The sequence below is a fragment of the Candidatus Zixiibacteriota bacterium genome (genome assembly GCA_026397505.1).
GTDB lineage: Bacteria > Zixibacteria > MSB-5A5 > GN15 > PGXB01 > JAPLUR01.
Genome location: JAPLUR010000086.1, coordinates 1 through 22,929, shown reverse-complemented (window position 1 = coordinate 22,929; position 22,929 = coordinate 1). Strand labels below are relative to the sequence as shown.

General features: G+C 49.5%; 20 protein-coding genes. 8 read left to right on the top strand and 12 right to left on the bottom strand.

Annotation, left to right across the window (positions count from 1 at the left end):
- Positions 1–121: 121 nt before the first annotated feature.
- The 3 genes from NT002_08985 to NT002_08975 form a co-directional block, all read right to left on the bottom strand.
- Entirely contained in the window at positions 122–898 is a 777-nt protein-coding gene (locus NT002_08985) for a hypothetical protein (GenBank protein MCX6829397.1), read from the bottom strand.
- 177 nt (positions 899–1,075) lie between these two features.
- Positions 1,076–3,319 (bottom strand): sigma 54-interacting transcriptional regulator, encoded by a 2,244-nt coding sequence (locus NT002_08980; GenBank protein MCX6829396.1) that lies wholly within the window; start codon positions 3,317–3,319, stop codon positions 1,076–1,078.
- Position 3,320: 1 nt separating this feature from the next.
- Positions 3,321–3,686: a hypothetical protein gene (locus NT002_08975; GenBank protein MCX6829395.1), complete on the bottom strand. Its 366-nt coding sequence runs from the start codon at positions 3,684–3,686 to the stop codon at positions 3,321–3,323.
- Positions 3,687–4,057: 371 nt separating this feature from the next.
- Here NT002_08975 and NT002_08970 point away from each other — a divergent pair, with 371 nt between their 5' ends.
- On the top strand, positions 4,058–5,011 hold the full coding sequence (locus NT002_08970; GenBank protein ID MCX6829394.1) for a Gfo/Idh/MocA family oxidoreductase: 954 nt from the start codon (positions 4,058–4,060) through the stop codon (positions 5,009–5,011).
- 88 nt (positions 5,012–5,099) lie between these two features.
- On the opposite strand, the gene NT002_08965 is transcribed toward NT002_08970, so the two are convergent.
- From NT002_08965 to NT002_08925, 9 genes are all read right to left on the bottom strand, one after another.
- Positions 5,100–5,432 carry a DHCW motif cupin fold protein gene (locus tag NT002_08965; protein MCX6829393.1) on the bottom strand — a complete coding sequence of 111 codons (333 nt, stop codon included), beginning with the start codon at positions 5,430–5,432 and terminating at the stop codon, positions 5,100–5,102.
- A 73-nt stretch (positions 5,433–5,505) separates the two neighbouring features.
- Positions 5,506–6,534 carry a cytochrome d ubiquinol oxidase subunit II gene (gene cydB / locus NT002_08960; protein MCX6829392.1) on the bottom strand — a complete coding sequence of 343 codons (1,029 nt, stop codon included), beginning with the start codon at positions 6,532–6,534 and terminating at the stop codon, positions 5,506–5,508.
- A complete protein-coding gene (locus NT002_08955) occupies positions 6,531–7,880 on the bottom strand; it encodes a cytochrome ubiquinol oxidase subunit I (protein MCX6829391.1) in 1,350 nt (449 codons plus the stop codon). The genes cydB and NT002_08955 overlap by 4 nt, the downstream gene beginning before the upstream one ends.
- A 228-nt stretch (positions 7,881–8,108) precedes the next feature.
- Positions 8,109–8,639 carry a DUF4411 family protein gene (locus NT002_08950; protein ID MCX6829390.1) on the bottom strand — a complete coding sequence of 177 codons (531 nt, stop codon included), beginning with the start codon at positions 8,637–8,639 and terminating at the stop codon, positions 8,109–8,111.
- Complete coding sequence (locus NT002_08945) at positions 8,605–9,774, bottom strand: XRE family transcriptional regulator (protein MCX6829389.1); 1,170 nt, start codon at positions 9,772–9,774, stop codon at positions 8,605–8,607. The genes NT002_08950 and NT002_08945 overlap by 35 nt, the downstream gene beginning before the upstream one ends.
- Positions 9,775–9,897: 123 nt before the next feature.
- Positions 9,898–10,332 carry an IS1595 family transposase gene (locus NT002_08940; GenBank protein MCX6829388.1) on the bottom strand — a complete coding sequence of 145 codons (435 nt, stop codon included), beginning with the start codon at positions 10,330–10,332 and terminating at the stop codon, positions 9,898–9,900.
- Positions 10,333–10,463: 131 nt separating this feature from the next.
- A complete protein-coding gene (locus NT002_08935; GenBank protein MCX6829387.1) occupies positions 10,464–12,599 on the bottom strand; it encodes a S9 family peptidase in 2,136 nt (711 codons plus the stop codon).
- A 170-nt stretch (positions 12,600–12,769) separates the two neighbouring features.
- Positions 12,770–13,639: a YHS domain-containing protein gene (locus NT002_08930; GenBank protein MCX6829386.1), complete on the bottom strand. Its 870-nt coding sequence runs from the start codon at positions 13,637–13,639 to the stop codon at positions 12,770–12,772.
- 33 nt (positions 13,640–13,672) lie between these two features.
- Entirely contained in the window at positions 13,673–14,182 is a 510-nt protein-coding gene (locus NT002_08925; protein MCX6829385.1) for a YHS domain-containing protein, read from the bottom strand.
- A gap of 362 nt (positions 14,183–14,544) precedes the next feature.
- On the opposite strand from NT002_08925, the gene NT002_08920 reads away from it, so the two are divergent.
- The 7 genes from NT002_08920 to NT002_08890 all read left to right on the top strand — a co-directional run bounded on the left by NT002_08920 (position 14,545) and on the right by NT002_08890 (position 22,618).
- Positions 14,545–15,618, top strand: a complete 1,074-nt coding sequence (locus tag NT002_08920; protein MCX6829384.1) for an ATP-binding protein — start codon at positions 14,545–14,547, stop codon at positions 15,616–15,618.
- A complete protein-coding gene (locus NT002_08915) occupies positions 15,615–16,997 on the top strand; it encodes a sigma-54 dependent transcriptional regulator (protein ID MCX6829383.1) in 1,383 nt (460 codons plus the stop codon). Before NT002_08920 ends, NT002_08915 begins: the two co-directional genes overlap by 4 nt.
- Positions 16,998–17,033: 36 nt before the next feature.
- Positions 17,034–17,993 carry a lysylphosphatidylglycerol synthase transmembrane domain-containing protein gene (locus NT002_08910; protein ID MCX6829382.1) on the top strand — a complete coding sequence of 320 codons (960 nt, stop codon included), beginning with the start codon at positions 17,034–17,036 and terminating at the stop codon, positions 17,991–17,993.
- A 311-nt stretch (positions 17,994–18,304) separates the two neighbouring features.
- Entirely contained in the window at positions 18,305–20,269 is a 1,965-nt protein-coding gene (locus NT002_08905; protein MCX6829381.1) for a tetratricopeptide repeat protein, read from the top strand.
- 85 nt (positions 20,270–20,354) lie between these two features.
- A complete protein-coding gene (locus NT002_08900) occupies positions 20,355–20,618 on the top strand; it encodes a hypothetical protein (protein ID MCX6829380.1) in 264 nt (87 codons plus the stop codon).
- Between the two features lie 18 nt (positions 20,619–20,636).
- Complete coding sequence (locus tag NT002_08895; GenBank protein MCX6829379.1) at positions 20,637–21,110, top strand: hypothetical protein; 474 nt, start codon at positions 20,637–20,639, stop codon at positions 21,108–21,110.
- A gap of 227 nt (positions 21,111–21,337) precedes the next feature.
- Entirely contained in the window at positions 21,338–22,618 is a 1,281-nt protein-coding gene (locus NT002_08890) for an aspartate aminotransferase family protein (GenBank protein ID MCX6829378.1), read from the top strand.
- Positions 22,619–22,929: the final 311 nt, after the last annotated feature.

Sequence of the window (22,929 nt, the reverse complement as noted above, 5' to 3'; positions counted from 1 at the left end):
GACTGACAATATATACGTTTACAATTAAAAAAAATAAATATGTTTCCGGCAGCTCGCCCATAAATTATGGGCGGGGATGAATTTGACAATTTCTCCCCTCCCCGTCTGAAAACTACGGCAGTTACGGGCAAACAGGCGGCGTTCCAGCCTGATAGAGAAATTTGATCAGGTATGTTACATCCTGGATGTTTAGCGGATTAAATCCATTGACATTAGCCTCATCAAGACAAGGCGGCGGCGGACCTGCCTGATATAAGAATTTTATCATATATGTCACATCCTGAATATTGACCAGACCGTTATTGTTGGCATCACCGGGAAGATCGCAGCAGCTGGCCGAGGCGGCGGCCACGGAAGTTGTATAAATGAAATCCCCCGTGGTAGTAAAATTCCCATTGGCGGCATTGCCGGCGACATAGAAAGTAATAGTGTGAACACTTACCGCCGGGGCTTTCCAGTCGAAATTCCAGCTGACCGGGCCGTCAAGTGTGTTGTTGAAAGTACCGGTTGTGGTTTGTTTCACGTAATCGCGGGCCGGAGCCGCGTTATCCGAAAGCTGCGTGTTGACGATGTCAGTCGAAGTGAATTGACCCGCACCTTTTGCGGCCGCATCGACTGCGGTCAACTCAAAACCCCAACGTTTCTGTGCGGCATTCTGGATTGTGGCAGTAAGAGTATAAGTCTGGCGCAAGTTGTATTGTGCCGGAACGCCGATTATGGTCAGGCTGCCGGTTCCGACAGCGGTGCCGTGGCAGTCACGACAGGTGGTCTCACTGGGGGCGCCGGTATGGGCATCGGGCGGGCCCGCAGAATAACCGGCAACCAGAATAGGCAGAAGCACGATCACCCCAAAAACGAGGAATCCGATAAAATATCTTTTTCGTTTAAGCTGGGTCATACGACCTCCTGAAACAAGAATGATAATATTATTGATAATAATTTACCATTATAGACCATCCTTGTCAAGGATTAAATTTCTTTACATCCCAGGATTCGGGCCAGTGGTGCGGGTTTGCTGAAATAGTAAAGAGGCGGCATCGCTTGATGCCGCCTCCAAGATAACAAGTTGCGGGTCCTAATTGACCATGGTCTCGAGCGAGTACCGTTTCAGTTTCGCCCGCAGGGTCGATTCGTGGATGGAAAGGATCCGCGCCGCCTCGGATTTGTTTCCGCCGGCGGCAATCAAGGCCTCGACCAGCAACCTCTTTTCGAATTGCTCTACCTGCTCGAAGAGGGAATTGGTCTTTTCATCACGTTTCTCTTCGAAGAAGGTTCGAGCCAGCTCGGTGATGGAGCCGTCGCGGGCCAGGGATGAAAGAACCGACAGCTGTTTGACTTTGTTTTCCAGCTGGCGAATATTTCCCGGCCAGTCGAAGCTGATAAACTGTTTGACCAGTTCGGGATTCGGTTTCTCGCCTTCCAAAAGAAGGCCGGCTCTGGACATGAATAATTCCAGAAGACCGGGTATGTCCTCTTTCCGCTCGCGTAGCGGCGGCAATTCAAAAGTTATACCGGCCAGCCGGTAATAGAGGTCGAGGCGGAACTGCCCATTTTTGACCATTTCGTACAGATCACGATTGGTGGCCGCCACGACAATGACATTGATTGGCACTTCCTCTGAGGTACCGAGCGGACGGAGCTTCTTATTCTCCAGAACACTCAGGAGTTTTGCCTGAAGGCCAAGCGGGAGTTCGCCTATTTCATCAAGCAAGAGGACGCCATTATTGGCCGCCAGGAATAATCCCTTCTTATCCTGGTCGGCTCCGGTAAAAGCTCCTTTTTTGTAACCGAAAAGCTCCGATTCAATCAGGTTCTCGGGCATAGCGGCGCAGTTTATGGCCAGATACGGCCTTCCGGGGCGCGAAATGGAATGGAAATAGCGGGCCATGTAATCTTTGCCCGTTCCGGTCTCGCCGGTGAGCAGAATGGGGAGATCGGAATTTCTGAGAAGGTACAGCTGGGAGATTATTTTGGCCATGCGCCGATTCCGGGTAGGGAAATCAGTCTCAGAGGATTTGGCCGCCTCAGTCTTGGTTGCGGCGCGGTCGGTACCGATTTCGATTTCGCTGATTTGTCTCTGCATCTCGATAACCCGGGTGTCCATGCCGCAGCTGCCGTAAAGTTCCTCGGCGCGGCAGAGGTACATAGTCCTTCGGCCGGCATCATAGAGCGCCGATTGCCCCATCGCGTCGAGCGTTTCGGCGAGCTCAGGTTTGGACTTATGTTCCTCGAGAATATCCAGCGAATGGCCATAAGCCTCGATCGCTTTCTGCTTCTGTCCCATCCGGTCGAAGCAAAGAGCGATAAGGCGGTGCAGGGCGCCGATTTCGATGGCATCATCGAGTCTCTTCATGAGAAGCATGGTCTGGTTGGCCAGAGTCAGGGCTTTGCGGTAGTTTCCCTGGGCGGCGGTCAGCTCGGCCATGAGACGGAGCGGCCGGGCCGGCAGAAGCGAATCGGCGGCCACTTTCCGGCCAAGTGTGGCGGCATCAGTCAGCATCTGCTCGGCGGCTTCGTACTGTCCGGAACGGAGGGCCAATTCGCCGGTGTAGGTCAGATAAATGGCTCGCTCTTTATCCAGCTTATTGCGGTCGATATGACCGAGCGCCTGTTCCAGTGCCTCCTGAGCATCATCGAAACGATACTGCCGGATAAAGATATATCCCAGCGAAAGGTACGCCCGGGCCAATTCGACGGCATCGTTGAACTCGGCGGACAATTCAATATTGAGCCGCACATTTTCCCGAGCGGCGTCGAGCTTGCCCAGGAAAGTATATACACGGCCGATATTGCCAAACAGATAGGCCAGTTTTCTTTTGTCATTTTCCTTCCGGGCGGCTTCAACGGCTTCCAGAAGGTATCCCAGCGAAGCATCAAGGTCGCCCTTGCGGAAGAGGATACCGGCCAGGAGGTTGAGGGCATCGCCGGAACGGGCAATATCATCATTTCTGCGGAATATTGATTCAGCGTCACGGAAAGCTTTTTCGGCTTCCCCGTATTGCCCCATTTCCCTTAAGATGACTCCCAGAACCATAAAACATTCGCCCAATTCGGCGCCATCGCTGACATTGCGCGAAATGATGTTGATGGAGATTCTGATCATGGGAAGGGCTTTGGAATAATCACGGGATGAGCCATAAGCTTTAGCACCGAGACGCATCAGGATTCCGCTCTCGAGGTCGGACTGATCTTTCCAGGCGTTCTGGATCGATTCGAAATACCTGACCGCTTCCTTATGGTCATTGCGGTCAATTAGGTTCATCAGGTATTTCCGACAGCTCAAGCGGTAATCCAGGTCTGCGGTAAAGATCTGACTCATCTTAGTTTCCTCTATACGTGGTTGCCTGGTTGACTGCTGAGTTTGAGGGATTCGGCTCGGAAGGCAGCCGATAAGTTCGCGATAAACCGCCGTTGCCCCGAACCAGGGGGATATCGTTCCGGGTATTCAAATAAGGGAGAATCTGGAAGAAGTTCATCAACGACAGTGGATTTCCAATCTGGATTATGAAAATGCTGCTGGTCCCGCCGCCGCCCGGCTGGTAAACCTCGCCGCCCCAGGGATGCTCATCACTTCCCTCATTCACGCCCATTTCGTTCCTGATCGGATTGACGTAGGCGAAGGCCGATGTCATCATGGCTAAGGCCACAAAAAACACCAGAATTGCGCACAATTTTCTCTTTTTCATTTTACCAACTCCTTGGTTAAAGAAACAGCTATTTGGATATTTATCATATTCCTATCAAAAGTACGGATGGTGAAGGTAAGGCGGATAAGGAGGTCAGGATCCTATCTCAATAAAAATATAGCAATGACCAATCCTTTTGTCAAGAGAAATTGTTACCCTGCACAATCTTATCTATTGCCTTGCCTCCACAGAGCCGCATGCTCCTTTCCCGAACCGAATAAGCGAAATTACTGTCTTACTTTAAGATAAGGACAACCCCTGACAATACTTGACATATTGAGTCGGTTCCGACATATTATTATTTTAAAGGGAACCTGACAGCGGCGACAGCAGAATGAGAGTTTCTTGTCTGTGGCTCTAAAGGAGATAGAATGTCGAAAAATTTTGCCATGACCGGGGTGGCCGGATATGTGGCTCCACGCCATTTGAAAGCGATAAAAGAAACCGGCAACCGACTCATTGCCGCGGTTGATCCGAACGATTCGGTCGGTATTCTGGATGGATATTTCAAGGATGTTCGCTTTTTCACCGAATTTGAGCGATTCGACCGTCATGTGGAAAGGCTTCGCCGCCAGAAAGAAGAAGAACGGATTCATTATGTCAGCATTTGCTCCCCGAACTATCTTCATGATGCCCATGCCCGTTTTGCCCTGCGTGTCGGCGCCGATGTCATCTGCGAAAAACCGGTTGTCCTCAACCCCTGGAATATCGATGCCCTTCAGGAACTGGAGGAAGAAAGCGGCCACCGGGTCTTTACGGTACTGCAATTGCGCGTGCATCCGGCGCTGGTAGCCCTGAAAGAAAAGCTTCAGAAAGAAAAATCCACCCGTCAGAAAGACATTTGCCTGACTTATATCACGACCCGCGGCCCCTGGTATCTGGTTTCCTGGAAAGGACAGGCGGATCGTTCCGGCGGCCTGGCCACCAATATCGGTATACATTTCTTCGATCTTTTGATATGGCTGTTTGGAGACGTGGTTGGAAGCGAAGTGCATGTCGCCAATCCGCTCAAGACGGCCGGGTTCTTGGAACTGAAAAACGCCCGGGTGAAATGGTTTCTTTCCATCGACAATGAGGACCTTCCCGCGCCGGTAAAAGAGAAGGGAAAGCGGACCTATCGGTCGATAACCATTGATGGGGAAGAGGTGGAATTTTCGGAAGGATTCACCGATTTGCATACCATCATTTATAGCGAGACTCTGGCCGGGCGGGGGTTCGGCCTGCAGGAGGCGCGCCCCTCGGTTGCTCTGGCACATGATATCCGTGAGGCGGCCGCAATCGGTACTACTTCCGAGGCGCACCCGCTGGCAATGAAATCAAAGTGAATTGATTCAATCGATTCTTAATAAAGAGTGCCCTTTTTGATCCGGTCTGTGACCGGAGCAAAAGGGGCTTTATATTTTCAATGTAACTTCAATCGACGATAAATAGCTTTGCCCCGGTGCGGGTGAAGGAACGGTGCGGATTGATTGAATCGTCCTGAGTCTGATAACTCATCCCCGGCGTCAGCACCGAGCGGGTGCCGTCTTTGAGTTCATTAATCAACTCTCCCTCCAGCACCAGCACCACATGCCCGCGCGGGCACCAGTGGTCGGCCAGATATCCGGGTGAGTAATCGACTATCCGCACCCGGAGATTCCCCTGCTCGAAAGTATGCCAGTAGGCGACCCCGCTTTCACCCTTATGTTCGGTGGGCGCAATCTGGTTCAAGTTGGTTACGGTATAAGGAACATTTTCAATCTTCATATTTTCCTTTCGCCAGAGGTCTGGATAATAGAGAGTGAATTGTCCGGACCCAAAGGGATTCCGCTCCGCCGTATCAGTAACTGGTCGGCTCGAGTTTTACTTTACCCCGGAAGATGCGATAGACCACGATCGTATATGAAAGAACCAGCGGCATTCCGATAACGGCGATAATCAGCATTATTTCGAGCGTCCGTGCCGATGAAGCCGCATTGTAAATATCCAGGCTGTTTTCAGGAGAAGGGCGGGAGTAGATCATGTAAGGATACATGCCGATGCCGAAGAGGGCAAGAAGGGCCAGCATTGAAGCGCACGAAGAGAGAAAGGCGCGGAAATCGCGACGGTGATGTATCTCACGGGGGATATTCGCAATGGCCAGCATGTTCAGAATCGGCACGACAAACAGGACCGGATGACCAATGATATATTCGGTCATGTGCGGAACATATAGAAGAGTGGCAACGGTCGTGCTGAGATAGCAAATGACAAAGAAAATTATGGCATTATTCACCCAGGGGCGGGCTTTTTCGTGAAGCGCCCCCTCGGTTTTGAGTACGACATAGATGGAGCCGTGCATAATGAATAAAGCCAGGGTCGTTATGCCGACCATAAGAGAATAGGGATTCAGCAAGGTCAGGAAGGTTCCCGCGAATTCATGTTCGGCATCGAGCGGTACGCCCCAGGCGATATTACCCAGCGCGACGCCGATAAGAAACGAGGCCGTAATGCTGCTGGCGCTGAAAGAGATATCCCAGAGGCGGCGCCACCAGAGCATCGGCTGTTTGCTGCGGAACTCGATGGCGACGGCGCGGAAGATAAGAGCGAAGAGGACGAACATCAGGGCCAGGTAAAATCCGGAGAAGGCGGTCGCGTACACAATCGGAAAAGCCGCAAAAAGCGCCCCGCCGCCGGTCACCAGCCAAACCTCGTTACCATCCCAGACCGGCCCGATGGAGTTAATCATGAGCCGGCGTTCCTCATCGGTTCGCGTGAACAGGTGCAGTGCTCCCACGCCCAGATCAAAACCGTCAAGAATGGCATATCCGGTGAAAAGTACCCCTACCAACATGAACCAAATCGAATTGAGGTCGAATGTAAAATTCATGCGCGATGTTCCTCCGAAATAATCCCATCTTCAGAAGGGCCTTGCCGGATTTTCTCGTTAAGCAAATAGACAAACAGGGCCAACAGGAAAATATATATAACGACAAACATGACCAGTGAGGTGATCACCTCGCCGGAACTGATCGATTTTGAGAAGGCTTCTGAGGTCAGGAGATGATTATAAACAATGTATGGTTGACGCCCGACCTCGGCCGAAAACCAACCGAGCTGGTTGGATATCTGCGGCCCCAGAACCGAAAAAACCAGAATCCAGAGATACCATTTGAGATTGAATAGCCATCTGCGCCACCAGAAAAAGAGGCCGCCCAAGGAAAGGGCAATCAGCGCCATGCCGATGGCCACCATGCCGTGATAGGTCTGGAAAACAAAATTGACCGGCGGACGTTTATCGGGGGGGAATGCCCGTAGGCCGGTGACCGGTCTTTCGAAATCACCGTGCACGAGGTAACTCAATAATCCCGGTATCTTGACTCCCATCAGAACTTTTTCTTCTTTCTCATTGACCCATCCAAAAAGGTAAAGAGGCGCCGCAGCCGATTCGGCGTAATGGGCCTCAAAGGCGGCCAGTTTGGCCGGCTGGGTCACGCTGATCCCCTGCGCGCTGGAATGACCGGTCACCAGTTGCATGACCGAGGCAACCGCCGCCACTATCAGAGCAATCTTTATGGAGGTCTTGGCGAAATCCTGATGCTTTTTCCTGAGCAGGTAAAAGGCACTGACGCTCAGAATAAAAAACGCTCCGGCCTGCCAGGCACCCATGAATGTATGGCTGATGCGGTCGACAGATGACGGGTTAAGAACCATCTGCCAGAAATCGACAATCTCGGCGCGGGCGTTCAGCCCCTGACCGACAATATGGTGTCCCGCCGGCGTCTGCTGCCAGGAATTGGCCACCACAATCCAGATGGCGCTGAAATGCGCCCCGAGCGCTACCATAATGGTTGAAAAGAAGTGGAATCGCGGACTAACCTTATTCCATCCGAAAAGAAGTATGGCCAGGAAACCCGATTCGAGGAAAAAGGCAAAAATCCCCTCGGCCGCCAGCGCGCTCCCGAAAACGTCACCGACATATCGGGAATAGGCCGACCAGTTGGTGCCGAATTGAAATTCCATGACGATCCCGGTGGCGACCCCGATGGCAAAGATAAGGCCGAATATTCGGACCCAGAAACGGGCCATCAGGTGATATAGGGGATTCTTGGTCTTAAGGTACAATCCCTCCATAATGACCAGAATAAGGCCCAGCCCGATACTTAACGGCGGGAAAATATAGTGGAAAGCGATCGTCAATCCGAATTGCAATCGGGAGAGCGTCAAGACATCCATTCTACCGCCTTCACATTCAGTTCAGAAGCTTATGCGATAGGAAATATGGATGCTGGACTATCACAATGCAAAGGAATTCTTAAGTTGATTCAGATAAAAAATATTAATTTTATATTTAATAAACCCAATATTGCCTATTGAGATTACTTCCTTTTCGGCTTCTTCTTTTTCTTCTTCTTGGGAGGAACTCCTAAAAGAACATGTATAATCTTATCGAAGTCATTATTTTTATTCATTATCATTTATCACTTTCAGATTTGGCCGTTCAAGTTGGCACATGCCAGCAAGGTTTATAAAACCAACTTGCTCCTGCCGACATGCATTAGGTATTTTCCCCCGGCCAAAACCCTCGCTGGCAACAACTAGGCAACCTTGTGAATGGGTAGATGAGCAGATTTTGGCATATGCGATAACATATGGGTCAGCGCGTTCTTGCGATAATTTTGCTCTCGGCTTTGACATTCTTGGATATTTTTCTGCAATACGCGCAGCTTCTTTTAGGAATTGTTCTGTCTCTTTTATGCATAGATTTTTACGATACGATTTTATTCTTGCAATGGCTGCCGGGTATTCTAAACTAAAGTCTTCTAATTCATCAAATACAGCAGGAACAACTTTCAATCTATTTTCGCACTGCAGCATCTCAATAATATGCCATATTTCGTTTTCTGGTGGCAGCGGACAAATATCTATCAAACTGGACGTATCAATTACGTAGCAGAGATTACTCGCCCCCAACATATTGGCCCCTATATTCATTAATTCTGTTTTGGAATTCGGTCCAATATTTTGGAGTCTTCCTTACCAATTCATATGCTTCAAATTTCGATATGGCTTCTTTTTGTAATGCTCGGAAAACTATATCAATATATCGTATACCGTATTTTCTTATGGTCTTATCTAAATGATGAATGTACCCACCGCTACCCTTTTGAGGACGATATTTAGGCAATTTTCTTTTCCATTGATCATAATATCCTTTTGGTGCATATTGCAATTCTTCAAGTCTTAAAATAAAACTCAGCAAACTAACTTTCAATTTTCTCGCACCACCCCTTAATTGATATTCCAACCATTCTTTTCTGACGTTATCTGGCGGTAATTCGATGACTTCTTTTAAGGCCGCAATAGGCATTAGAATCTCAGCGGCGAATCTGTTACAGACTGCTTCGGTCTTGTTATTCCTTTCTTGCAAACATATGCCCGCGTCTCTTATCAAGATATGTGCATATTCATGAAATAATGTGAATATTTTTGGGGGATAAGTTCTTTCACTATCATTTATGGCGATAGCGGGCAAACCATTTGCCTCCAATATTGAAAAACCCCTGCATTCCTCGATAGGTGCCTTAAATAAATAGACAAATATACCAAGTGATTCGATACGGGCCCGCCAAAATTTGAAAGCTTCTATCTCGTTTTTCCATTCTATTTGTTCGTTGATAGATACACCTAGTCTATTCCGCTCTCTTTGGGCAATATTAACGACTTCATTTTTGAATTCAGTTAGAGTATAATTTGATAAATTCGGATATTGAAATATTTCACGGTTCTCCAATACAATATCTTCTATATCTTCGTGCTGATTCCTAACATCTCGCATAGCCAAAATTGTTTCATGGCTCAATTCGGCTGGCCTGCCATCGAGTGTCCTAAATTCCTTTGGTCTTTTTTCCGGCTCTATAGGTTCATCAAATAGCAAGCAAAGTAAAGTTACCCCATATAACTGGGCCATCTTTTGCAGTTTTGTTTTATTCGGTCTATCAAGTCCCGTTTCATAGCCGCGCAATTCAGTGTCATTCCAACTTAATTGATGCGCCGCTTCAGGTATACTGAGATTACTCTCTTCCCGAGCCCAAATTAAGACCTCTGGATTCACTGGCATTTTTGACATAGTAAGTCCCTGTTCATTAAACGTTTGCCTTCAATTCCCGTTAATGCAAACATGGTTCTTTGGGGCGTATTTCCAATCTATATCCCCAGCTACGCCCAATGCGCCTTTGTAATAATTATAACCTCAATAGTCTTCATCGCCGTGTCCGGTCTTATTGTCATCATCGTATTGATTAAGGAAGTTCGGATCTTTTATTGCTTCTTTTATTTTATGTGACAAGAACCACGCCGTCTTATAAGTTATACCCAGCATCCGATGTAAATGACTACTGCTAATATATTTTTCCGATACGCTTATAAGATAGATAGCCAGCAACAATTTATGCAAGGGGATTCTACTTCTTTCAAATAGCGTGCCGACTGTAACAGTGAATTGCTTCCGACAATCCCCGCATTTATATAATCCAGCCCTTGTTTTTCCACCGGTCAATTTGTATATATTCTTGCAGTAACCACAATGGGGACAAATAGTTCCATGGGGCCATCTCACTTTTTCAAGATAATTGCGGGCTTCTACTGCATCGTTGAAATATGGTTCGGAGAGAATTAGTTTGACCATTTTTTCCTTCTCCGCGGTTTCTTATCCCTTCTGGAATAAATTTAATATATTGTTATGGGTTTGTCAAGTATATAATCAACTGCATTAGATGTCGCATGAGCCCTACTCCTATCGGCATTATTTCCATACTTTCACTCGGAGATATCGAGCAGACTCAGAAGAAAAGCGTAATCAAAGGCGGTATCCCTGAGGTGCGCATATCTTCCCGACACACCCGAATGCCCGGAATCGATATTCATTTTGAGTAGAAGGATGTTGTTATCGGTTTTGAGGGCTCGCAATTTGGCCACCCACCTGGCCGGTTGCCAGTACTGCACCCGCTGATCGTTCAGGCCGGAGGTGACCAGCAAAGCGGGGTATTTCCGGGCCGTCACATTTTCATAAGGAGCATACGACTTGATATATTCATAATCTTCCTTGCGGGCGGGGTCGCCCCATTCCTCGTATTCGCCGGCGGTCAGCGGCGCCGCTGGGTCAAGCATGCTGTTCAGAATATCGACAAAGGGGGCGGTGGCGACAGCGCCGCAGAAAAGGTCCGGGCGCAGGTTGATAACGGCGCCGACCAGAAGCCCTCCTGCGCTCCCTCCTGAAATGACCAGCCTCTCCGGAGAGGTGTAATTTTCAGCAAGGAGGTGTTCGGCACAGGCGATGAAGTCGGTAAAGCTGTTTCTTTTCTGTTTCAATCGTCCCTGTTCGTACCAGCGATGCCCCAGTTCATCGCCGCCCCGGACATGAGCGATGGCATATATCACACCGCGATCCAAGAGGCTCAGCCGGTCGGAAATGAAAAAAGGTTCGGCGCTCATGCCGTAAGCGCCATAGGCGTAAAGGAGGAGCGGACTCTGCCCATCGCGCTTAATCCCTTTCTTGTATACCAATGATATCGGGATTTTGGTGCCGTCAGGCGCGATCGCAAAAATCCTTTCGGAATGGTACTGTTCGGGGTCATGCCCCCCCATAACCTCGTACTGCTTGACAAGCACCCGTTCCCGGGTATTCATATCATAATCATAAGCGGCGATCGGGGCCACCATGGAGCAATACATGTAACGAAGCAGGGAAGTATTGAATTCACGATTTCCCGACGACCAGAGAAAATAGGTCGGTTCCGGAAAATCAATATAATGGAATTCATTGGTACGTATATCGATGACCCGAATTCTTTTCAGACCCGCCTCCCGCTCATAGACGACCAGATGATTCCGGAATGCATCATAACCATCGACCAGAACAGCCTCTCGATGGGGCAGGAAATCAAGCCAATTTTCGGGGGCGGGATTTTCTATGGGCGCAACAACCACTTTGAAGTCGCCGGCCCGTTCGTTGGTCAGAATGTAAAATTTATCCCCTATATTTTCGACCGCATAATCCACCCCGGCCCGCCGCGGCTTAATCAGGCGAAACGATTCCAAGGGAGTGTCGGCCGACAGGTAGTGCATTTCGGCGGTCAAATTGCTACCGGAACGCAAAAGAAGATATCGGTTATCTTTCGTTTTGGCGTTAAAAAGATAGCAGGTCGGGTCCTTTTCCTCATAGATCATCTCATCCTGCGATGGTGCCGTTCCCAGGACATGCCTGTAAAGCCGATACGGACGCAGCGAATCATTGAGCACCGTATAGAATAAAGTACGATTATCGTTGCCCCATTCTACCGCGCCGGCAACGCCAAAGATTGTCTCGGGAAAAAGACTCCCGGTGCGCAGATCTTTAATGTAAAGGGTGTGTGATTCGGAGCCGGTTGTATCCACGGCATAAGCGAACAACTGCTGGTCGGGACTGACCCGGAAGAATCCCAGGGAATAATATCGATGTCCCTCGGCCAGAACGTTGTTATCGATGATGATTTCTTCGGGGGCCGAAGGTTCGTCTTTCCGGCGGCACATGATACTGTGAGGCTTCCCTTTCTCCGAACGGTTGAAATATAGATAATGGCCGATTCTAACCGGAGGCGACCAATTATCTTCCTTGATCCGTGCGAGCATTTCCTGAAAGAGTTTTTCCTGCAGTCCCTCAACCGGTTTCATCACCTCCGCCGTGTAGCGGTTTTCCGCTTCCAGATAAGCCATCACCTCAGGATTGGACCTGTCGGTCAGCCAGGCATAATTGTCGGTAAGGAGATCGCCATGCAAGGTACTTTGCGAGGGAATTTCCCTGGCCAGAGGCGGTTTTATTTTTCTCACCCGCTCAAAAATAGAGGCCGCCGCCAGGAGGCCGGCGGAGGCCAGAATGCCAAAAATTGATTCAAATCCGGTTGGCTGCAAAGTCATTCATCTAACTCGCCGATAGCACTCGATACGCAATTGCTGTTTTTTCAAATTCCAACACCAAGAGTCCAGCAATTCCGGGGGTAATCTATGGATTGAAAGGCCTATTGTCAGCAGAAAATTGCAAAAATTAGAGCCGCCGGACCTCTTCGGCTGAGAAATTCAAGAGCGTATCATGATGAGAAGTAATCGGGGCCATAAACCAGAGTTGCTCCCAGATGTCCGGTCACCCCTATGATGAGAGATAATACGAACAGGGCTATCCGATATCGCCAGAGGCGGGAAATAGTCTCGCGGCGCTGAAACTGAAAGGCGAGGAATGCCACCACGGGAGTCATTATGGCCGAACTAATGCCGAATATCCGGTGCCAGTGGAAATAAGCCCTGAGAATTGCCGGATAAGCGGTGCCGGAGCCTGCGGCCAGCCCGAGAAGCGCGGACAGTACCGAAAAAGCCGCCGCAAGATAGATTATTCGAACACCAATAAGCTCATAGCGTGGATTTCTTTTGATCATTGAAAAAAGAGTAAAGAGAAGAGCCGTGAAAGTCAGGGCAATCGGGAAATGGACCACCAAGGGATGGAATTTACCGATAAAGGCAACCGGGCTTGTTTTCTGCGGGGTAGGCACTGATTCTTCCGTCACGGTTGTCTCAGCCGCAGCCTTACCGGCCGTTTCGCCGGTTGAAACGACAGAGGCAAACTGGGGAAGACCGGCCAGGTACTTTTCCGGGTCAGCCAGAAAATCTCTGCGGCATTTGTTGCAGCAAAAATAGACTCTTTTCCCCTGATAATCGGTGAAGATATTTTGATCAACCATCTCACCGGCCAGTACCGGACAGGTGCTGTTGGTGATCTCCGCATGAGCTGGAAAGGAGAAGAAAACAAGCGAGGCAAGCAAAAAGAATATTGCCGGAAGCGGCATTTTTGAACTTGCCCGCAGATACCTGGAAATCGGAAGAAGGCCGAGACCACCGAGAAAAGATGCTCTTTTCCTGTTGCACTGATGCTTGATTGGTTGGTAATATCTCACCAGATTTCTCATGGTCACGGCCTTTTCCTCATTGCCTACTTAGTTTTAGTGTCCCATGCCTTCATGCATCATATGGCCGGAGGTACTATCTTTCATCGGCGGTGTTTCTTTAGCGGCCGGTTTATCCATCTTGGTCAGGAAATTTGCCGGAGATTTCTGGAACTCAGCCACGCACTTTTTGCAGCAGAAATAGATGCGCCGCCCCTGGTAGTCGGTATATATGGCTTTGTCGATTTCCTCGCCGCTTACCGGGCAGGCGGTCTGGATATTCTTAAACAGGACACCTTCCTCGGCCGCTTTCTGGAAATACTTATCCGGATTAGCCTTCAGCTTGGAAATACATCCCGGACAGCAAAAATATACCCGCTGCCCCTGAATATCGGTAAAGACCGTAGTATCGATCTTATTCCCCATCACCGGACAGAGAGTCTGGCTCTTTAGCGCCTTCGGCGCCGACGGTGCCGGGGTGGCCGTCTGTTCGACCGCATAGCCATTGGAAAAGGTCATCAGCACGACCGCCAGAAGTGGTAAAGCAAAAATGAAAAGCTTTCTCATCGATGAACTCCTTTCAAGAATTCAGTTTACTTATTAAAGACTAATTTTATCTTATCTTTTTGATTATTATAATGCGTCTTTCTTTCAAGGTTCATGTTCTTTTTCAGCTATTATCTTTCAGTGGTCATATCAATTTTGATGCCGGATCGGGTCGCTCGCGATAACTCTTTGTAATATAATAAATTATACCTTTTTGTGGCTGAGGCCATAATTAATGAACCGAAACTATTGTTGACCGCTGGGAAGAAAATTCAACAATATTCTACATTAATTATGTATAATTGAATGTCGAATGACGAAACAGGATTAAGCAGCTATCATAAAGGATAATTAGAACCTATCTAATTGTTGCAAAGGTGCTCGTGCCCAACTCACTCTTTGAAAAAAATCAGACTGACCGGTGGTGGAAAATGGTCACTCTGGCGCTGACGGTTGCCCTGACAGTGGCTATCCATTACGGTTGGATAATCGAACCACTTTTCGGCCATTCTAATTGGGGACATGCTATCCATAGCCGTCTTTGTTATATCCCGATTGTGGTAGCGGCCGCCTGGTTCGGCCTGCGGGGGGCGCTCTTGACCGCCCTGGCGATATCGGTGCTGGTTCAGCCCTATATCTTTCTTCTGAATAATCCTCACGTTGATGTCTCCAGCGAGCTGGTGGAAATAATATTTTATTTTGCGCTCGCACTTCTCACCGGGGCCCTGATTGACCGGGAATCGCGGATCCGGCGCCGGCAGGAAGAGACCCAGCTTCAACTGGAACGCTCGCACAAGCTATCGATTATCGGGCAAATGGCGGCCGGAGTGGCGCATGAAATAAAGAATCCGCTGGCCTCCATTAAGGGAGCCGTCGAAATTGTGGCCGGCGAGAGCGCCACCGCCGAGGAGAAACAGGAGTTCCGGGGGATAATTAACAAAGAGATCAAACGTATCGATAGTACGGTCAAGGAATTTCTGGAGTTTGCCCGTCCCAGGGAAATGGCGCTGCACCGAATCAATCTGGGTGATACCGTACGAACCTCACTTAAACAGCTGCAAGGTCAAATCAATCAGGGCGGGCTGGAGCTTCAGGCCGAAATTGCGGATGACATTTATGTTCCGGCCGATGCCGAACAGATTCATCAGGTACTGCTAAATCTTATTTTGAACGCCATAGAGGCCTCACAACCCGGCGGGCGCGTAGAGGTGACTCTATCCACCGACCATGCCGAAGTGCAACTTGCCGTGCGTGATTTTGGCGGCGGAATCAGCGGGCCGGACAAGGAGAGAATTTTCGAACCGTTCTATACTACCAAAACCAAAGGCACCGGACTCGGGCTGGCGATTACCAAATCGATAATTGACCGGCACCGGGGGCGAATTGAAGTCGAAAGCAGATTGAATGAAGGGACGGCCTTTCATATCACCCTGCCGATCGACAGGGGGAGCCGATGAGCATAAAGATTCTTCTGGCCGATGACGACCCCAGTTTACGCCGGGTGATACAGTACAAGCTGAAGCAGAAAGGGTATGAGGTAAATGCGGTCGAGGATGGAGAGAAAGCGCTCGATGAATTGAGCCGCAACCGCTATGACCTGCTGCTCTCCGATATCAAGATGCCCGGTCTTGACGGTCTGGAACTTCTTGAACGCTCCAAGCAGGTGCAGTCTGACCTTGAAGTGATCCTTATCACCGCTCATGCCACGGTGCCAATGGCGGTCGAGGCGGTGAAACTGGGCGCTTTCGATTATTTGACCAAGCCATTTGAGGATGACGAGCTTTTCGGCGCCGTCGAGAAGGCGCTCCGGTTTAAGAAACTTGAGGATGAGAACCGCCTTCTGCGGCAACAACTGGATGGAAAAGAATTTTTCCGGAATATCGTCGGTGTCTCCAAGCCGTTCAAGGACCTGCTGGCACTGGTGGAAAAAGTGGCCCCGAGCGATGCCACCGTGCTTCTTACCGGCGAATCGGGAACCGGCAAGGAGTTGATTGCACGGGCGTTACATTTCAAAAGCCACCGGAGTGGAAAGCCGTTTGTGGCGGTCAACTGCGCCGCAATACCGAGGGAACTGCTGGAATCGGAGCTTTTCGGCCATGTCAAAGGAGCTTTCACCGGCGCCATTAAAGACAAAAAGGGAAAATTCGAATTGGCGGATGGCGGCACGCTTCTGCTCGATGAAGTCAGCGAACTGAGTACCGAACTTCAGGCCAAACTTCTCCGCATCATACAGGAGCGGGTGATAGAACCGGTGGGAGCGGAGGTTGTTCGGGAAATTGATATCCGTCTCATTGCTTCCACCAATATTGATTTGAAAAAGCGAATCGCCGGGGGGAAATTCCGTGAGGACCTTTTCTACCGCCTGAATATTATCCCGATGGCGGTCCCCGGGCTGCGGGAGCGGCTTGATGACATCCCGGTGCTGATCGGCGAATTTCTGAGTCGGTACAGTCCACAGCAAAAAATCGAGATTGATGACCGTCTGTTGGGGCGCCTCAGGGATTATCATTGGCCGGGCAATATCAGAGAACTGGAAAACCTGATCGAGCGGATGGTGGTCTTGAGAAAGTCGAATCTTCTCACGCCGGGCGATCTCCCGCCTGATTTTGGTATGAGTGATACACGGTCGCAAGGCGGCATCGTTTCTCCAAATACAAATCTGACTTTTCATGAAGCGGAAAAGAAGCTGATTGTCGAAGCTTTGGACCGTTTCGGGTGGAATCGCTCCAAAGCGGCCGAACACCTGAAAATACCGCGCCATATCCTTATTTATCGGATGAAGAAATATGGTATATTCTATAAAAACGTCGCTCCGCCATCGGAGGAAAAGGAGTAATTGATCCATTCGGGATGACTGCACGGTAATTGAACTATGAATGCAAAGAAACTGATTAAGAATATTTTGGGGTGGCTGATCGCGGCGGCAATCATTTATATCCTTTTCCGCACGATCTATAACAACCGAGCGGAACTTGAGAACTGGGATTGGCGGATAGACTGGTTCTATGCCTTCCTTTCGATAATCACTCTCATGGGAGCGTATGTCTGCGGGAGCATGATCTGGCGCGCGGTGCTGGAAGGTTTTGGAATCAAAGTTGCGCTGCATGAATCGTTCCGGGTGGTATATCTGGCCAATCTGGGAAGGTACATTCCGGGGAAAGTCTTTCAGGTCGTGGGGATGGTGGGCCTGGCCAAACAATTGGATATTCCGGCTAAAGTGTCGCTGGCCTCTTTTGCCCTGATACAGGCGTACGCCTTGCCGGCCTCGTTTGTACTCATCGGTTTCTTTTTCCTGTTTGGACATCCGCCCGACTCACTGGTGATTTTCCGCGATGTGATGTATATTTTCATGGGGGCGGTGCTGCTCTTTTTCCTGTTCCTCTTTTTCAAACCGGATGGATTGAACTGGGCCCTGAACAAGGTCCTTAAGCTTTTCAAAGGGGAACCGGTCAATTACTGCCCCGCCATGCGGAACCGGATCGTTATTTTTGTATGGTGTCTTCTTAACTGGGGCCTGTTCGGTGTCTCTTTCTATTTTTTCACTAAAGCGTTGATGAATCTGGCGAACGGGTTGGGTTTTGTATATATGGCCGGCTCTTATGTAACTGCTTATATAGTCGGGTATGTGACTTTTCTTTCGCCGGCGGGATTGGGTGTGCGTGAGGGCGTGATGTCGGCACTTTTGGCGCCCACTTTCGGCGGGCCGGTGGCCGCCTCGATTGCACTGATACATCGGGTTTTGATAACGATTGCCGAAGCAGCCATAACCCTTCTGGCGCTGGCGACCTATAAGATTCGTCGTCGCGACAATAATAATACTCATTCGGGATAACCGCCGGGCAGACGTCCTGAGGCTTTCCCAAAAGCACTGTGTTCGGCTGAAATCGAATCATGAGACATCCTCTACTCGTCTTCCGGTTGTCTGCCTGTAATATCCATACCATGTAACGCGGATGGCAACCGATCAATCGAGGCACGGCGTGCCGATCGTAATTATTGCAGCCAGATAGGGACACGACATTGATGAACTGGTCTTTTCCTCATTGTTAATCCCGAATTTTCTTATTATTTTATCGGCATATGCAATCAATCGGAACTTCTCGATTGTCAGACATCATCGCGAAGACTCTTTGCTGGTCGACTTTGTTTTCTGCCGCGGGCTTCACGATCGCCGGTTTTCTCGGCACACCCTCGCTATGGGGTATAAATCACATCTATTTCCTCTCGCCACAGTATGTCATCTTATACTTGCTCGCTTTTGCGGCGATGATAGTTGTCAGTATCCTGCCCGATTCACTGCCACAGGTAGAATCATCAATCAATCGCATCAGTAGCTGGCTCTGGGGGGATAGGCGCGCACCGCGTTTGACGCTGGTCGCATGCTGCCTGCTACTTTTCATAATCTTTCATGCGCGGGTGCAACTGCTCGGCGACAGCTATACTTGGTTGGCTGTGTTTGGCAGCGGCGAAGCGTACATTCACAAACTGACAGAACCGGGGTCCATATTCCTTCTGCGGCAATTGCAGAGTATTATGGGCGCTTATACATCCCAGACCGCGCTTCATGCCTTTCAAATCCTATCCTATATTTCCGGTGTCGTCTACCTTTATTGTGTGATTCTAATTATCAGGCAGATCGCCGACCATGCCCCGACACGTCTTTTGGGACTGACTTCGCTTATCTTTTCCGCTACGGTACTCCTTTTTTTCGGATATGCGGAATTTTATTCAATGGTTTGGGCTCCTGCGACCCTTTTCATCTATCTGTCCCTGCGCTGGTTGAAGACCGGTCGCTGGCTTTGGGCGGCAATTATTGTTTATTTTGTCGCGCTCATGATGCATCTGCAGGCGCTTTATTTCCTGCCGGGTGTTGCCTATCTGCTCCTGAGGGCGGTTGAAAATACTAAAGCACGAATACTTGCACGTGTGGTAATCGCCGCCTCACTGATTGGCGGTATAATCCTCTTTCTCTGGCTGTACAGGTCCAGAATTGATTTCGAAATTCTCATATTACCTCTGTTCCACGGCCGTCCTCTTGCCGACGATTATTTTATTTTCAGTCTTCCGCATTTGCTGAATATTATCAATCTGGTCTTTCTCATTTTCCCGGGGGCGTTGACTTTAGCGGTAATTTGGTTCTTTTATGGTAAGAAGAGTCTGCGGAGTCCGGTTGCCGCATTCCTGGCCTCTTTGTCGGCAGGCGGACTGGCGTTCCTTCTTCTCTTCGGCGCAGGTACAACCATGGCCCGTGATTGGGATATTATGTCATTGAGTTTGCTCGCCCCACTGCTTCTCATAATATATCAGATCGATCAAAAGGGGAGTTTTCGATCATTCAAAACCGTGATATCTTACGCACTCCTGGCGGCTCTGATGACTTTTGCTTTCGTGGCCGTAAACAGACAATCGCCTGTCGCCGAGGAGCGATTCAGGACGCTTCTCGACAGCAGAAATGAAAACGGCTGGATGATATTGGCCGATCATTATCTTCAGAAAGGCGATACCACCAGTTATATACAGGTAGTGAGAGAAAGGGATAGGATCTTTCCCAATCTGGCGCGCCTTCAGTTGGCCTATGCTTATCTCGAAAAAGGTGAATATGCCAGAGCGACGAACCTGGCCCGAGAGTTGTATTTGGCCAATCCCTACAATCCTGATTTCCTTCAGATTATGGGCAATCTGTACGGCAAGGAAGGGCGCAGCGATTCCGCGCTGGAATTTTATCATCGGGCGCTGGCGATCCGCCCGTTTAATACTTCATTGATGAATGAACTCGGCCAGCTTTATATAAAAGAGGCCCAATATGACAGCGCCCTGATTTTCCTTGAACGAGCGCATCGATACACCCCGACCCTCACTCATATAACCGAGAGCATCGCCCTTGCGCATTTCTATAAACAGGATTATGACAAAGCCTCGGCCCTTGCCGATACCCTTTTCGCGGCCGATAAAAATTCCCCCGGGGGTCATCTGGTCAAAATGGTGATCGCCCTTAAATTCGGAGACAGGAATCAGGCGGCCCAGCATTACCGGCAATATCTCATTTATGGCCGCGAACGATCCGATTACCCGAAAATCTCCGCCTATTACAAGAACCTTGCCCAATGAACTCTGGCGTGCCTTTTTGGTCAGGATGCAAAACCCTTGACATTCGGGGCATTTTAGTTATATAAATGGAAATGAAAGGACCATCGTGAGGCTATCTCTTTCAGGCGAAATCAATCGGTGCCGCGGGCGGTTGCTTCTCATAGCCCTGATATCAGTTGTTTTTATTGTCTCATGCGGTGACACCCCGGTCTCGCCCATAAACCGACAGCCCGTGGGGCCGAAACTGAGTATCCCCGACTCGACCTTTAATTTCGGTAACACGCCGACCGTTTCCACCGTCAGCCATACTTTCTGGCTTTATTCAACCGGCGATGATACGCTCCGTATCACGCGGATAAATCCCGGCTGAGGTTGCACCTATACGCCTTTGGACAAGGCGGTTCTTCCTCCCGGCGACAGCGCCGCTCTCGAGATTGTTTTCACCATCGGAGAATTTCAGGGTCATTTGACTAAACGACCGGCTATCTACACCGCCGCCGATTCAACCAGGCCGGCCGCGTTCGTTCAGATCACAACCAATGCCATCGCCGCCGACAATTCAGAGATGACCCTGCTGATCACGCCGCAGAAATTCGAGCTCCCGTCCTACGACACCCGCGATTCCCTTTCGTTATTGATAACCAACAGAGGTGACCACCGCGCCTGGCTGGACCTGGTTGATTTCCCATCGTCTCTTCTCGAAATACAGTTTCCCGGCTCCATCCCGGCGCACGATTCGGCCGCGGCGATGATTCATTTCAGACCCGAAGCCGATTCTGTATCTTTTTCCAAATCGATAACTATCGAGCTTGGTGATTCGTTTCACACGCGCTACACTATCCCGATAAAACATATTCATTAGGCGAGAGATTTTCCGACCATTATATTATTGTCGTGCAATGTATTATAGCGTTCCCGGCGGATTTTGACCCTTTCTTGATGCGGCGGTCGAATCGGGAGTTAATTGCCTTTTTTTATCCTCAATTTTCACGCCTAAGTTACTATAAATTGTTGATTTAGGGGGTTGCCGAAAAAGCCGAAATGTGTTATAATATATGACTTTAGTATTTGATATAAAGGAGTTGTAATATGACAGTTTCGTTGAGAGATAAAGCGACTCTCGGGTATTCCTCGATCCCCGATAAAGAGATTTTAGACCTTGAACATATTTATGGCGCCACTCATTACCGCCGCCTGCAGGCGATTGTTCGGAAAACTCAGGGTGCCTGGCTTTATACCCAGGATGGCCGAAGAATTCTCGATTGCCTGGCCGCCTACAGCGCCGCCAATGCCGGCCACCATCATCCCAAAATCGTCGATGCGCTGGTGAAAGCGCTTCAGGAGGGGTACGGCTCGGTGATATCGAATGTCGTTTATACCGATGTCCTGGCTCTGTTCCTGAAAAAAGTCGCCGAGTTTGTTCCCCAACTGGGGGTGCGGTTCGGCCAAAACGGCAACAAGGTTCTCCCCAAGAACGGCGGCGTGGAATCGGTGGAGACCGCGATCAAACTGGCGCGGTATTATGGCTGGAAAGAAAAAGGGATCCCCGATGGCCGGCAGGAAATAATCGTCTACGAAAACAATTTTCATGGCCGGATGATTACCATTATCTCTTTCTCCACCACCCCCAAGTACAAAGAGGGATTCGGCCCGCTGACACCGGGATTCAAAATTGCCCGCTACGGCAGCCTCGAGGAAACCGAGAAGCTGATTAACAAGAACACTTGCGGCATACTGGTGGAGCCGATGCAGGGCGAGGGAGGGATGTACCAGCCGCCGAAAGGATTCCTGAAAGGCCTTCGCGAGCTGGCCGACAAGCACAACCTGCTGTTGCTTTTTGATGAGATTCAGGTCGGCATGGGGCGGACCGGCAAGAGGTTCTGTTTTGAGCACGAGAATGTTATCCCCGATGCCATCATGCTGGGCAAGGCAATCGCCGGCGGGCTGGTGCCGGTCTCGGTGCTGGTGACCAACACTTCCCTGATGGATCTGGCATTCAAACCCGGGTCCGATGGCTCCACATTCGGCGGGTATCCGCTGGCCTGTGTGGCCGGGCTGGCCGCCATGGAGGTAATGGTCGAGGAGAAACTGGCGGAACGTTCCGCCGCCACCGGCAAGATACTGAAAAAGAAAATCCTTGATGTTGCCTCCCGCTCAACTCATGTCAAAGAGGTGCGGGGTGAGGGTCTGTTTATCGGGGTCGAGGTGAAAAACGGCGATGCCATGGTTTTCTGCGAGAAATTGCTCGGCCACGACATGCTCTGCAACGACAGTCATCACCACACTATCCGCATCTCGCCGCCGCTGATTATCAATGATGATGAGGTTGATTATATTGCCGAAAGATTAGAGCGCGTGCTGGTTGATTAATAAATAGAATACCCACTCTCTTATATACCCGAAGCGTCCCCCCGCAAGGGCGGGGGACGCTTTTTTCTATCCAAATCTTGAATAGCTGTTCGGTAATGTCAATATTAGTGTGGAAATTGGTATATCCTTTTTTTCATTTATTTAGGCTGCTTTTTGTATCATGTTTTTGTTGGTTTTTATTATTTCATTGTTTCTGTGCCATTTATGATTGAAATAGTTGAATAAAGCATAAACGATTCTCCGGCAGCTTGGGGCGTTTTGGAAATATCCCATTATTTTCAGACGCCGTCTTACCTCACGGAAGGCTCTCT